Consider the following 13887-nt stretch of genomic DNA (forward strand, 5'->3'; position numbering starts at 1 on the left):
CCATGTGGTGGCGATGCTGAGTTCGCAGATTCGCGACGGAAAGATCCAAGTCGGGGACGAGCTGCCAACGATCGCCAGCCTGGCCGACGAGTTCCAGGTCTCGCACATGACGGTGAAGCAGGCTCTCCGAACGCTCCGCGAGCAAGGCGTCGTCGCCACGAACCGCGGCGCTCGCACCCGCGTCCTGGCCGTTCCGACCCGCGAGGAAGAACCCCTCACCGAACAGTTGCGCGCGATCCGCGAACGACTGGACAATTTGGAGAGCCGAACTTCCGATCTCGAATCTCATGCATCCAAGGCAAGTCCCGACAGCTCGGCGTAGCTATGACTCTGCGCTGCACCAGCCGTGACATGTCCCCGACACTCAGCCGTCAGTGACACATCACTAGGACAGCGATATGACCGGCACGCAGCGATGGAATGGCCGCACCGCCACCCGCCTGCAAGATGCCCTACGACACTCGATCGAGGACTTCGCCCAACATCTCAACGTCGCACCGCGCACCGTCGCCCGGTGGCACCACGATCCCGACCTAGTTCCCCGCCCGATGATCCAGCAGCTACTCGATCACGCCCTCGAAACGGCAACCCCAGAACAGCGGGAGCGGTTCTACGCGGACGACGAGCAAACGACATCAGCTGTCGCACTTAGCGCGGCTCTCGCCGTCGTCCTCAAGGGCTCCGACATCCTCCTTGTCCGACCGAGGACTCCCGAATCGGCCTCCTGGCAGTTCCCTGCTGGGGTAGTGAAGCCCCAGTCATCCCCAGAGGCCGTGGCAGTTCGCGAAACCCTCGCCGAGACCGGCATCGACTGCGAAGTGCGCGGCCAGCTCGGCAGCCGCATCCACCCCATCACCGGCGTCTACTGTGTCTATCTACTCTGCGAATACCTAGCCGGCGAACCGGAGAACCGCGATCCATTCGAGAACATCAACGTCCGCTGGGTGCCGACTACCCAGCTAACCAAGTTCATCCCAACTGATCGCATCTATCCGCCCGTGCTCGACGCCATCAAGGAGGCCTCATGACCACGCCAGCCGAAGAACGTCCGGCCATCTCCGCCGCGATCATCTTGCAAGACGGAAAGCTGCTCCTGGCGCAGCGAAAGGTGCGCGAAGGAAATCTCTCCTGGCAGTTCCCGGCAGGTGAGGTCGAGGCCGGGGAATCGGCAGAGCAGGCCGCCGTCCGAGAGACCAGCGAAGAGGTCGGGCTCACCGTTCACGCCGTGAAACTCCTCGGCGTACGCATCCACCCGAACACGGGACGTCGCATGGCGTACGTCGCCTGCGACATCGTTTCGGGCGACGCCCACGTCACCGACACCGAGGAACTTGCCGCCGTCGCGTGGGTGACCCCGCCCGAGGCCAAAGAGTACGTCCCGTACGGCTTTGCACCAGCAGTCGAGGACTACCTCGAATCTCAAGGATTCCACAGCTGAATCCCACTCCGTGGCCCGATCAAGACCAGCCAGCTCCCAGCACAGCCGGAATGTCGCAGCGCGGCTCCGGAACGTAGCTGTACGCGTAGCCACGCACCCGCCAGTAGTCGTCAGCGACACCCTCGGATCGACCGACGCGAGACCGTCCGATCCGCCATGCCACCGCGCCCAAGCACCGGTCGCGACTGTATCGGCCAGATCGTCCAAGAGACGGATCCTTACCCGAAAGCGTCGATGTGGGTACGACCTACCCGGTATATCGGCTAAATTCCGTCATCAAGCGTCACCCCATTCCAGCCAGAAGGTGCGACATCCCTGAAGACTCGTGGAGGAGGTCAACGTGGCCTCTGAAGCACCCCAGAGGAACAGCCGACAAAGCCTGCTCCGATCAGCTTATGACCACAAGCGCCCAGATATTCCTCCGAACAACAGCGCCTCGTCGTAACCTAGCCATCGATGAGGACTTTCGTCACGAGCGAACGGTGGGCAACGCCTGGGTACTTGACATACCCCAGCGTCTTGCTTCGCAGCGACCGGTGGGACGATTTTGGCTTCAAGACGATGTTTCAAGCCGAACTCCACCTGAGCGCCGACCAGGTCGTCGAGATCGGTGGCGTGAAGGTTATGCGGCTCGGGATGGGTGGGGCCGACAAGTCGACCTTCTTCCCGGACGGGGAGCTACAGCTCGCAGATGACTACTGCTCCCTCGGTCAAACTACGTCCTACTACGAGACGCTCGTTGCCTCTCTACCGGAGGCGGAGGTCTTCGACTACTTGGCGCGCATGCGTGATGTCGTCCTAGACGACGAGCGTCGGGATCGGTTCTCGAGCGAGGAGGCATATGGGACATCGCTGCTTCGCGAAGGAGGGGCGCGCCGCGCGATCAGTGACGCCCATGACCTTCTGCTTGGACTACAGGTGTCACGCGAGCTCAGCTTCGACTTCGAAACAGACGTCGGAGGAACCACCTTTACAGCTGAGTTCAGGTTTGGCAACACTGATGACATCCCGTCACGCATCAACGCTGTTATCGGTTACAACGGCGTCGGAAAAACCCGCCTCATGGCGAACCTCTCGCACGTAGCCTGGCGGGATCGGACGCGGCGCCAAGAAATTGCGAAGCAATATGGCCGCTTCTCGCCCTCCGACATTCCCTTTGGTCGCGTGGTCGCCATCTCGTACTCGGCCTTCGACACCTTCGAGATACCGAGAAATACGGACCAGTACGTCTACCGAGGGCTCCGGGATGTCACAGACAATAGTCAGAATAGCCAACTCCGGTCGCCGGCCGAAATTGCCGAAGAGTTGGAGCGCGCCCTAGATCGACTCAGAACCAACGATCGTTGGGCGTCTCTCAATAGCGCCCTCGCGCCCATGCTGCGCGAGCCTTCATTCCAAACCTCAGCGCTAGCCCTTGACTTCCGCGCCGGACGTGAGCACTGGCGACCCGTGTTTGATTCGCTCAGCACAGGCCACAAGATCAGCCTCAACATCGTCGTTCAGTTGGTCTCTCAGCTAGAAAACAAGTCACTCGTTCTGATCGATGAGCCTGAGAGCCATTTGCACCCTCCGCTACTTGCGGCATTAATGAAGGGGGTGTCGGAGGCGCTAATCGAGACGAACTCGTTTGCTGTCGTTGCCACGCACTCGCCGGTGGTTTTGCAAGAGGTAGCTGCTCAGTACGTACAGGTCTTGCGACGGTATGGCGATCGAACGACGGTCGAACGTCCGCCGCTCGAGACTTTCGGTGAGAACGTCGGCATTCTCACTCGGACCGTGTTCAATCTAGACAACGCGGAATCCGACTATGAGGGTGTACTACGTCAGCTAGCCGTCACGCATGGATCTGATGGACTCCGACATATATTTCCAAAGGGTCTATCCGCTCAAGCCCTCGCCATTGTGATGGAGACCGAGGCACGGATGGACGAAGACTCGTCAGACATCTGATGTACAACGCCAACGCTCCCAGTGCGGATCCACTCGATGACTATGACTACGTAGCCGACCACCGAGAGGCAGCCGCAAAGGCGCGTCTAGGAGTCCTCAAGACGGATGTGGCGAAGGCCTACGGAAGGTATGTGAGCCATGCCGGCAACGGGAGGACGCTGAGCGCTGCGAACTTCAAGGCGACCGACCGGGTCATTCTTCGCGAAAACTACCGCAAGCTCGACAAGAACGCGTCCTGTGACAGGATACGCAACGAGATTCTGGAAAGTACCAAGTGGGGCCGCTGTCCTTACTGTCGCCTGGAAGAAGCGACCACACTCGATCACATCTTGGAGAAGGAAGACTATCCGGAATTCTCAATTCTCCGACTTAACCTGGCCCCGGTTTGTTCTCGGTGCAACACGCTAAAGCAAACCAACAAGGGGCTCGTCGCTGGTCACGAACGACTGCATCTCTACTTTTCCGGCTACCCTATGGAAGAATTCCTGGTGTCACGGCCAGTGCTGAGAGCGTCGAGTGTCGCCTTCAAGTTTTTCCTGCGGGCTCCCTCAGGGATCGATCCGTGGTGGTGGGACGCAATTGAAGCCCACTTCGTAAGCCTCGACCTTGCCGGACGTTACGAACGACGGGCACAGGTTGAGATGCAAGACCGGCGGGACGAGATGCTGAGAGTCCATGCCGCCAGCGGTGGATCAGGCGTCCAACGATTCCTGCAATCGAATGCGCAGTCGATCAGCGCCAACTGGTCCCGAGAGGACTGGCTGAGCGCACTTCTGATCGGTGCAGCTGGCGACACCATCTTTTGCAACATGGGCGTACACCGACTGTAGAGTCAAACCAGGCGAACGAGCGCTGCGCGCTCAATGCGGGTGCGATCGCACTCAACTTGTCCTCTGTTACGGAGCTTGGTCAGCGCCGGGATCACGTGCTGCTCCCGATAGACGGTGGAGAACAGTGCCCACTCGCGCAGATTCTCAACTCTGATCTGCCCCGCTCCAGCCAGCCTGGTCACCAGCATCCGCTCCAACGGCTCAAGCTGCGGGTCAGTAAGGTCGAACAGGGCCTCTTCATACTCATCCTTAGGGTCGCGAAACCCGATGCCTTGTACTTTGTCCACCTCCCACACAGACTGCTTCATTTTTTCCAGGCCACGGCGATGATTCGTCCCAAAGACCAGGTAAAGGCTCTCGCCCTTAACGGTGACCAGCTCGAAGTCTAGAAGAAACCGAAACCCGGCTTCAGCGAGCATCGATCGGTATCGACCGAGTAAGAAGGCCTTCTTCTTACTCCCATCAGGAATATCTGATACGGCGCGCCAACTCGAGTCGTGTCCGAAGACACCATCGGTATCCTCGCTCAGCTGACTCACGAAGCGAATGAAGTGCTGGGGCATAAACGTCACCACCACTTCCGAGCTTGGGTTTTGGGCCAACCGCCTGATCAATCTGTATGGAACTGGCGCGTTCCCCCAGGAATCGAAAACAGCAAGGATCGGCTGGTACCAAGCACCGACGGCCTCTAGCGCTGGCTCGAAGGCGTCGCTGCAGGGCCCCTCCGCGACCGAGACCGGCATCAGACCGTGAGGCCTTGGACGATCTGGAAACCGACGACGCAACTCGTCTCCCAGGAGCTTCACGCACCTGGGGTCGTCGTCCACGAATACGAACCGGGTTGTCTTCTCCGTGCCGGCCAATTGGGGGGTCTCTAGAAGAGCTTGGATCGCGATGATGGGAGATCCTGCACTACCGTCTTTGTAGACGCCGGGACCGGCGAACCCCTCGGCATACGTCACTGAGGGATAGCCGTTGTCCGAGAGCAAGATCGGATACCACTTGTCGAGGTACGCGCGATAGATGCGGTGCTTAGCATCGGTGTGCGGGGCCTTGTCCCACGGCACTTCACCCTTCACCGGCACTGCGCAGCCTCAGGATGCCCTCGGTGCGAGCCAGGGTACTCATCCCAAGTCCGACCCTCGAGAAGGCGTCCGTGCTGCTTGGGCGTAAGGCCTCCCCATTGCTTGAAGAAGAACGGCACACCCGCCACCACAGACTGGTCACGAATATCGAGAACCCAATTGCTATCAATTCGTCGTGCTCGTGGGCCGGACTCGCCGCCCACGATGACCCAACCAATGCCATCCAAGTCGAGATCGGGGAGCGCCTCTAGCAGTGGTTCACACGACAGGAATCGGACCCTCGTCGGAACAGTTCGCAGGTCGTCGATTCGCGACGTGCTGGCTACATTCTCAACCGAAGTTCCCATCCAAATATTGTCGGGCCAGTCCAGTCGCCCCGACAGCCTCGCCATCCGCCGCGCCCTCTTCGTCAGAATCTGGTACGTGTGCTGGGGCGTTTCGCGGATGACGTCGAAGACATCTCTCACGAAGGAGACGGGGACCTTCGGGTGAAAGAGATCCGACATCGAGTTGACAAAAACCATCCGTGGCTTTCGCCATTTCATCGGCAACGTGAGCGCCGGCGGGTGAATAGTAACACCGAAGCCAGGACCGGACGTGATCGGATTTCCATCATTCTGGTATTTTTCCACGCCCATGGCCTTCAACCGCCGCGCCAGCGCCAGCGCATAGCAATTGTCGCAGCCCGCAGCAACCCGGTCACACCCCGTCACTGGGTTCCAAGTCGTGTCCGTCCACTCGATCGCAGTAGCTGTCATCCATCCCTCCTCTCGTTTGGCACCAGCCTATCGACCCGCCGCGGCCCAGCGACGAGCACGAAGGTCGGACGACCCTCAAACACAATCCACACTGCTCCCTCAGACAGGGTTCCCATAGACGAGGGGTCCCGGGGCCCTACGACCCGCAGATGCGCCCGTCGCAGTCGGATCGTGGACTACCCACCACCGCCCCTACAAGGAGCCGGGAGGCGAATCCGTGGCCAAACATCGTTAGAACCTGCTTGCGTGCAGTTCCGCCTAAAGCATCGGCGCGTTGGCCATGGATCGGCGCCGTCATCGACCTGGTCCGATCCATCGACGCTAACCTTGCCCGCCCACGGACCAAACCGGCCTAGCCATCGAAGCTCACCTGGCAACAGTAGCCGCGACCCGTCCGGTACCCGTCCGTCAGCCAAGGCGCGCCCAGTTCGAACGATTCGATACACTTTCCTACCCAAGGACAGAAACGGCACAAGTCAAGACTGGATCGTAAGCGCAGATCCGCCGTGGAACTTGGGCACCCTCGGAGCGCCAACTAGGTTCATCACCGCAGGAATCACAGTGGCTCGCCACCCGCCCGCGGCGCAGCGGCACGTACCCGGCCCAGCTGAACTCCGGGCCGAATCCGGTACCTACATACGACGGAGCCGATACGCCTATTTCAGCGGATCGCCTGTGTGAACACCGGAGAACGTGGAAAACTCACAAACGGATGCTGCTCCCGACTCGTCGGCCGGCCAACCGACCCTTGGTAGTTACGTTGACTTGCCCTGGTGGAACAGGCACGGCATGACCCAGCATTAGCCTGCCTACCATCGATCCACCAAGAGATCGGAGATTAAAGCCAAACATGAATGGCTTTTGGGACTTTCTAGTCACTCTATCCTGCACCTACGCGACGATCCTTTGCGCCGTGTACGTTACCTGCGTAGCAATGACGTACGACGAAGGAAGCTTCAAAATATACACCAGCCGAGCTATCCGCGATATGTTGCTGTACCGTCCGTCCGAAGAGTTCAGGATCTTGAGCGACTTTCAGAGACAACGCCTAAATGAATCTGTACAATCTCTCACTCGCGTAATCAGCCAGGATACCGAGGCATCCGCCAATCAAACACGCTTTGTGGCACATCTGAGGCGGAAATCTGTCTCTAGCCATGACATTACGGAGACGATGGCTTCGCTGGATGCGCGTGCCGCGGAAATTGTCTCCCAAGAATGTTTCACCTTCGACAGTACTCTCAACGATACGGCGACGCTTCCGATAGTCAGGGCCTACAAGACAGCAATGCGTTCCGCGGCATGGCGACATAAGCACATTCTGTGGGCAGGACTCAGAGAGAACATCAAAGAGGTCATTGCCGGCTCTCAGAGACACAGTGTTATGAGTATGCTGGTAACTCTTACGGGCATTCTGCTTATCACGGGCGCTAAGGTCATCTTTCGCGATCAGATCGAGGTTACTGGAACATTCGTGACGACGATCATGTTCGTCGCGGCAGTCGTCGCGATAACCCTGAGCCCGACCATTGTACTTGTAGATGCTATCCGTAAAGAAAACGTACACTCGGGATTCGGTGGCCTCTTACATCCGGGCCAGCAACGGGCTCTCATTGTAACGCTTCTGGTTGTCGCTATCTTGGGATTTGCCGAATGGTACTTCTTGCCAACCAGTCCACGCCCACAGGAACAACTAACAAACGTACACGACGGTTACATCGGTCTTCGAGTTGCTGGCATCCTCGTGGCGCTCCTAATGCTTGCGTTTCTACGCGAACTTGCTAGGTCCGCCCTCGGCGCAATCCGACGAAATACCGCTCCGCGAGAGTTTCTAAGTCACAAGATAGAACTTGAGCAACGGGCCTCGTACCAACGTCCCCTCAACACGCGGATACTCCAAGCACCCCTCAGTTCGCGACTAACCACACTTGCGGTGTCTTCGTTTCTGAGCCCAGTCTTGATCTTGCTTTTTGTCGGCTCGATTGCAATTATCATTCATCCGCACGACACCCCAACGGCCAGGTTACCGGAATGGGCGATGCTGACGGCAGTGATTTTGCTCTTCTTAGTTGGACCACTGCTCTTCTGTGCTGGGGTCATCAATGCGGACTATGAGCGGAGGAAAAGACGCATGCGCTACCGAGATATGGGGATTGAGATCAAAGGCTACTGGCCCCCGTGGATGATGGTCGGCATTTGGCTCGCAGGCTTGGCACTCTTGACCATGATCGGGAACGCAACTGCACCGGCGGCCAATGAGCTCTCACCTTGGTACCTGATCCTATTCGCCATCGGGGTCATCTGGGCCATATCCCTGATTCCCCTTGCGGTGTGGTGCTACTTCCAGACCGTTCGGCTTCGGAAACAAGATGCGTCGCTGGCGAACGAGGCACGCCTGCTCGTTCGGGACGTAGGCCGAACTACACCCGCCCCAAGAAACGGCCAGACCCCCGCGCATGCCGAAAGCGAAAATCGTGACCTCTAAAGTTGGCGGAGCCTCGCCTCGTCGCGCCAGTCCCGTTCGTCCACGTTGCACGTGTCTCCACCCGCCGCCTGAGACACGACCAAGGTCGTACCAGCAGGCGGGTTTCTTCCCCCGCAACCGCACCTGATCCCGAACACCTGATGGGACGGCCCAGACCGGGATGTCGATCACCCGCTCGTTGCGCCAACCGACAGAAGCTCTTTCAGGTCACTCGCCAAAGCCCCGCTGCATGACCGTGACCCGCCAGCAAGACACCCAAATTGCTGAAGCTAGCTCTATTGGATCAAGGCCGGCGCTCCGCGCCGGCGGCTGCGGTCCGGTGCTCGCTTCGCTCCGCTCCGGTCCTCGCGGCTCAACGTCAATTCCACAGAGGACTCGTCACCCCAGATGAGTCCAGTCTCTTCGCATTCGCTCGCGCAACCACAGAACCCGCGGATGTCACTGAAACGGCGCCAGCAATCGAGTCCCACCAGGTGATCGCCCGGCGGAACATCGGCGCAGTTTCATCCACCAGTTCGCTAAACCGACCAAAGGTACTTTCGTCGACCTCGTCGACACCTAGAAGCTTCGCCGCTTCCACCAACGCGCCGCGCACGACCACCGGGACATCTGCTTGTTCGATGCTCGCACTCCAGGCGCCAAGCCCTGTTGCGGGGAAGCGGACGAACCCTTCTTTCAACTCATGCTCGGTGATAGGAATCCCAACTTTATGCTCGCCACAAATCCTCGCAACGTCGCGGAAGACTTCTGAGTTCGCCATCGTCCCGTGTGAAAAGTAGCCGGGGACACGCTCAGAAAAGAACGGAATAAACTTCTTTAGCGATCCAACCTGGTTGGTACGCACACAGTCTAAAATGTCGAGATGATCCAACCATCCCGCATCGCTAGGCATACGGTCCCAGTCGAAAATTGAGGCAATCTTCTCCATCACGCCGATGCCAACATTCACACTGCCGCTGACCGGATAGAGCATCAAGAAGGTATGGAACGCGGTCAACCCCAGCAGTGCATCGTCATCGAGTTTGTCGACAATCTCTACCGCTCGATCAATGCCAGCGCGAACCGTCCGACTGCTTCCGCGCTCAATCCGGTCCTCGAGAAGTCGCGCAAGAAGCTCGTAGTCGTCCCCCCTTTCGGTGCCAGCCGCGCTCTTTTGAGCCTTAGCTACAAGAAGCTGCACGCTTGGCTCTCTAAAGGCGTGAAGAGATTCCTGTTCAGCCAACAAGTTTATAAGCCTTTCGTCGAACGCCGCGATTCGCCTTTCGGCTTCGGCCCGCGCCTCGACGGTAAAGCTCTCCAGCGCGTCGCGAATAAGTCCGCGCGCTATCTCGCGTGCACGTTCTTCTGTTATGCCCGCATAATAATCACCCTGGACGACAATCTGCGTGGAATTATCTCCGGCACTTTGACTTTGCTTATTTCGGGGTGGGATCATCAGGTTCCGCCTTGTTTGCGCCGCGCAACCGATCGCGGCCAACGTAGTCACGACCGACCTGCATCTGATTAGCATTGTCCCCGGCAGATTGGCGCTGGTGATAGCGTCGAGCTGCGATTCGATAGCCTGCGGCTCCGCCACCAGCTCCGCCAACGATTATGCCTACGATCAGCGTACCTAGACCGTCGAAAAACCAATGCACAGCGCCTCCTAATGCTTGCTGCGCGTATCATTACGCAACTAGCATGCTACTGCCTCATCCTCTTTGTGGTCAGCTGATTCGCCCAATCGCTCGCGGCATGGATCCCGACCCCCGACGCGGCAGCCCAAGTCCTCAGCCAGCCCGACACGCTAGCCCCCAAAACCCAAGTGAGAGAGAGTACCGACCATGTTGGCTAGCAGGGTCGGCACGAGACCAGGGTTACGGCGGCCTACTGCAAGTTAACGTTCACTCTCTGCGGCGCCCCACAAGTTTGTCGGGATGGATCTCGGCGCACCTCCACAGACCCGGATCTGCGTCAAAGGCCCGTAAGCCTGAGTCCACCTAGTGTTCCGCGGCGCAACCATCCGTTCGGATTCTCGTCAGATTCCGGCCCAAGGGAGCGCCCGCCGTCCTAGGCTGTCAGCCATCGTAACGATGGACGGGGGCCGCAAGACATGTGGTTGCGATTCACGTACTTCTGCGTAATCTACGCAGCGCTGATATGTATCGGACTCTTGCGACGGAGGCTCCGGAGATATGCGCGATGGCCAGACATTTTAGGAAATCAAACTCTTAGCAGCATAGTTCTTGGCACATTCCTCTACGCGCTTGCATGGGTTTGGACCGGACACTACCGGGCCGACGGACTGTTGGCAATCTGGCTCGTACCAGTCATCGCTGGGCTGTTCTTTTCCGCGATTATAAAAAAGGAGCATCCTGCGGCTGAGTCATGGGCGATCGTAGGGGCGAATATACTACGTGAGTTCTATATCAAGTCGACGGCGCAGCAGGTGGCTCGGATCGCAGTCGCGGCCATAGCGCACCTGCTGGTTGCGACCTTACTACTCGTTACTATCACTCTCTGGCGACCCGTCGCGACCTACGAGACCGCCCTTTCGGTTGCGGGGCTGGTCGCCACCTGCTTTTACATGCTTGGCAGTATATATTCCGTTCCGTTCATGCTAAACCCTCTGCTACCGCAGGCTGCCCGTCTCAGATTGATGGCTACAGTCTGCATGCCCGTAACAGTGGTACTTACTCTTCTTTTTATGGGGAACCAAGACTGGCCGCTCGCCATCCACATCACAGTCGGGACGACTTCGTTAGCGGTGAATTGCCTGATCCCGCTTGCATTACTCATTATGGCGGGCTTGAATGTCGGTCCTGCGGTACGCGGTGATCAACGTCGCATTGCAACAGAGCAGCACATGCTCGAGTGGCAGAGAAGATATTGCGAGCGGGCATCCCTTGAGATCCGAGGATTGCAACTCGCTCAAGGCTCCTCGGTAAGCATTCCTGCTTATGATTTGGCTTGCACACTAGATACTCAGTTGCAGAACCAATGGGTGTCGATTGTTCCTCTGGCCAATATGCCCGGACTTGCTCAAACCGCAGAGTTTATCGACAACTGCTCGACACAGGTCCAACTCCTCCGCCGCGCATCACTTTACGCTCCTTTCATACTCAGCATGAAAGTCGCACAAGAACGTTCGCTACATCGCCCGGCACCCAATGTCCTGATTCGGTTACCGTACATCATTCGACTTCTTCTAGTTTGCGCGGAGCGCCTCTTTCGCACACTTCCCTCGATTGACACGTGGCAAACACGTTCAGGTTGGTCGGCCGTTGTTCGCACAACTGCCGTATCTATCTCGCAGGTGCCCGTCGCGGCGCGGCTATTGGCACGCGATATATCCTGGATGCGTAGCTATATCACGAGTTCTACATTGACGCGGTGGATTCGGTGTCCAGCCGCCTTCCTACTAGGTCGACTTTGCAAGCGATTAGATCACATGAAGTTTGAAGGTTTTGACGACACGGTGCAAAGAGTCATCACGGCTTGGCAAAGAACTCCAGAGACCGATCCCCGATGGCGACACATTATGTGGCTTCGTCAGACACGTGACCAGCTGCTCAGCGACATGATGTCAATAGTTATGGAGGCAGACGGACTTGCGAGAAGGACACTGTTTGAGGCAAGCGCAAAGTTCTTTGAATTGGAAGCCATACGCGCGAAGGACTCGGTAAGCGATATCCAACGATCAAAACGCCTAGGCGGGATCGCTTCGCCACTTGTCGGGGCGGTGCCGAGTGCGATATTGGTGCTACTCATAAAAAAGTTCATCCCATACCTTCAATAGTGCTGGTCCGCCACAGAGTTCTGTCGTTCTGGGAGGACGCACTACCAGGCCAGCGGAACCAGGAGGACGGCATCAGTCGCCTGGGCATGAAATTCGTTTACTTAGCTTGCCGCTGCTCGACCCATACGTGACGAGTCGGCCAGCACACGGCTCGTCCAGGACGTTCGGGTCTGAGATCGGTAGGCACGTTTACCCAACTCCACCATTGGTCTTCCGCGACCAAGTGGACGTACCAGCCACCCGCGTCTTCAAAGACCTCCGAGGCGACGCGGAGGTCGTAGATCGGGCCGCGAGAGTTCCTCGTTGCCGCCCTCCGGCCGAAGACGTTCGCCAGGTCCATGATCGGCGTCCAGGTGATCGGCGGTGGCGGTCCGAACTCGACGAACTCGACGGGCCCGTTGACGTCGATCAGGCGGCCGTTCTCGTCGAATGCCAGGTCTTCCCAGCGGCTGGGCCGGCCTTCGTCGGTCATGGCTTCACTCCGTGGGCGGTGAGCCATTTGTTGGGGTCGACGGGTGTTCCGTTGGTGCGGACTTCGAGGTGGACGTGGGGTCCGGTGGTGTTTCCGGTCGCGCCGACGCGTCCGATAGTTTGGCCTGCTGTCACGGTGTCGCCCGCTTTCACCTCGATCGCGGACTGGTGTGCATACCAGGTTTGCACGTTATCGGGGTGTTGGATCTTGGTCAGGTTCCCGTACGCGCCGCCCCAGCCGGTCCAGACGACCTTGCCAGCCATAACCGCGTGGATCGGAGTTCCGGTCGCGGCCGCGAAGTCGAGCCCAGTGTGGCAGTTGGCCCAATGGGACCCGCACTGTCCAAAGCCGGCGGTCAACACGTAGTGATCAACTGGCAGGCCGATCTTGCCCAGACTCGTACTCGTTGCGGTCTGCCCGTCGCAGAGGCCCGATCCTGTCGCCGTCTCGAGGGTGGAGCTGGGTGCGTACTTCGTCTCCAGGAAGGTGACGAGATTGACCGATGCCTGCACTTGGTTGGCGTAGGCGGTCGGGAATGCGGATCGTTGGACGCTTTGCGCGGCGACGTCGACGGCCATCTTCTGCCAGCCGTTGACCTTGTTCAGCGCCCGGAAGAACAGTTTCGATGAATCGACTGGGTTGAGACGCGTGGCAGTGCTGCCCCAGGAGTCGCGCTGTTGGAACAGGCCGATGGAGTCGAGGTTCCCGTACGGAAGATTCCGCAAGGCCGACTCCTGGAGTGCGGTCGCGATCCCGACCACCGCACCTCGTTCTCCGTCAGCCATCTGCCGCGCAACTGTCCAAATGATCCTGGCGTTCCCAACCTGCTCGGCTGTGAATCCCTGCGCTGGTGCGGCTATTGCTCCGATCTGTGCCGGGCAGTCGTCGGCGGAGCTGCTGTCTTGTTGGCCACCCTTGCCACGCATGCTTGCCGCGATCTCCGTCACCAGGATTCCCGGCCCCAGCACAATGGTGGCGCCGGTCAGCATCGTGAGAAGGACCGAGGCGATTACGACATATCGGAACGTCCGGCTGCGGGCCAGGGTTGCGGCGATCTGGAGCGCCATCTTCGCGGTTGCGGGATCCACGGC

At 58.8% G+C, this 13887-nt stretch carries 12 protein-coding genes; 7 read left to right on the forward strand and 5 right to left on the reverse strand.

Annotated features, from left to right (window positions below):
- The first annotated feature begins 7 nt into the window (after nucleotides 1-7).
- The 5 genes from IEY07_RS17750 (at nucleotide 8) to IEY07_RS17770 (ending at nucleotide 4218) form a co-directional block, all read left to right on the forward strand.
- Nucleotides 8-322, forward strand: a complete 315-nt coding sequence (locus tag IEY07_RS17750) for a winged helix-turn-helix domain-containing protein (RefSeq protein WP_188896741.1) — start codon at nucleotides 8-10, stop codon at nucleotides 320-322.
- Nucleotides 323-398: 76 nt separating this feature from the next.
- The gene (locus IEY07_RS17755; protein WP_188896742.1) at nucleotides 399-1028 is read left to right on the forward strand and encodes an NUDIX hydrolase; all 630 of its coding nucleotides are present in this window, start codon (nucleotides 399-401) and stop codon (nucleotides 1026-1028) included.
- Entirely contained in the window at nucleotides 1025-1438 is a 414-nt protein-coding gene (locus IEY07_RS17760; RefSeq protein ID WP_188896743.1) for an NUDIX hydrolase, read from the forward strand. The genes IEY07_RS17755 and IEY07_RS17760 overlap by 4 nt, the downstream gene beginning before the upstream one ends.
- A gap of 456 nt (nucleotides 1439-1894) precedes the next feature.
- Nucleotides 1895-3388 carry an ATP-dependent nuclease gene (locus IEY07_RS17765; protein WP_188896744.1) on the forward strand — a complete coding sequence of 498 codons (1494 nt, stop codon included), beginning with the start codon at nucleotides 1895-1897 and terminating at the stop codon, nucleotides 3386-3388.
- Complete coding sequence (locus IEY07_RS17770) at nucleotides 3388-4218, forward strand: HNH endonuclease (protein WP_188896745.1); 831 nt, start codon at nucleotides 3388-3390, stop codon at nucleotides 4216-4218. The genes IEY07_RS17765 and IEY07_RS17770 overlap by 1 nt, the downstream gene beginning before the upstream one ends.
- Nucleotides 4219-4220: 2 nt before the next feature.
- Here IEY07_RS17770 and tcmP read toward each other — a convergent pair whose 3' ends face one another.
- Both tcmP and IEY07_RS17780 read right to left on the reverse strand, forming a co-directional pair.
- On the reverse strand, nucleotides 4221-5303 hold the full coding sequence (gene tcmP, locus IEY07_RS17775) for a three-Cys-motif partner protein TcmP (protein WP_188896746.1): 1083 nt from the start codon (nucleotides 5301-5303) through the stop codon (nucleotides 4221-4223).
- Complete coding sequence (locus tag IEY07_RS17780) at nucleotides 5294-6061, reverse strand: DUF5131 family protein (protein ID WP_188896747.1); 768 nt, start codon at nucleotides 6059-6061, stop codon at nucleotides 5294-5296. Before IEY07_RS17780 ends, tcmP begins: the two co-directional genes overlap by 10 nt.
- A gap of 934 nt (nucleotides 6062-6995) precedes the next feature.
- On the opposite strand from IEY07_RS17780, the gene IEY07_RS17785 reads away from it, so the two are divergent.
- Nucleotides 6996-8546, forward strand: coding sequence for a hypothetical protein (locus tag IEY07_RS17785; protein WP_188896748.1), 1551 nt, complete (start codon nucleotides 6996-6998; stop codon nucleotides 8544-8546).
- A 358-nt stretch (nucleotides 8547-8904) separates the two neighbouring features.
- On the opposite strand, the gene IEY07_RS17790 is transcribed toward IEY07_RS17785, so the two are convergent.
- The gene (locus tag IEY07_RS17790) at nucleotides 8905-10122 is read right to left on the reverse strand and encodes an LPO_1073/Vpar_1526 family protein (RefSeq protein ID WP_188896749.1); all 1218 of its coding nucleotides are present in this window, start codon (nucleotides 10120-10122) and stop codon (nucleotides 8905-8907) included.
- 711 nt (nucleotides 10123-10833) lie between these two features.
- On the opposite strand from IEY07_RS17790, the gene IEY07_RS17795 reads away from it, so the two are divergent.
- Nucleotides 10834-12324, forward strand: a complete 1491-nt coding sequence (locus IEY07_RS17795; protein WP_188896750.1) for a hypothetical protein — start codon at nucleotides 10834-10836, stop codon at nucleotides 12322-12324.
- Nucleotides 12325-12421: 97 nt separating this feature from the next.
- Here IEY07_RS17795 and IEY07_RS17800 read toward each other — a convergent pair whose 3' ends face one another.
- Both IEY07_RS17800 and IEY07_RS17805 read right to left on the reverse strand, forming a co-directional pair.
- Nucleotides 12422-12796 (reverse strand): hypothetical protein, encoded by a 375-nt coding sequence (locus IEY07_RS17800; protein WP_188896751.1) that lies wholly within the window; start codon nucleotides 12794-12796, stop codon nucleotides 12422-12424.
- Nucleotides 12793-13884, reverse strand: a complete 1092-nt coding sequence (locus IEY07_RS17805; RefSeq protein WP_188896752.1) for a M23 family metallopeptidase — start codon at nucleotides 13882-13884, stop codon at nucleotides 12793-12795. Before IEY07_RS17805 ends, IEY07_RS17800 begins: the two co-directional genes overlap by 4 nt.
- Nucleotides 13885-13887 lie beyond the last annotated feature (3 nt).

This window comes from Microlunatus endophyticus, from assembly GCF_014646195.1.
GTDB classification, from domain to species: Bacteria; Actinomycetota; Actinomycetes; order Propionibacteriales; family Propionibacteriaceae; genus Microlunatus; species Microlunatus endophyticus.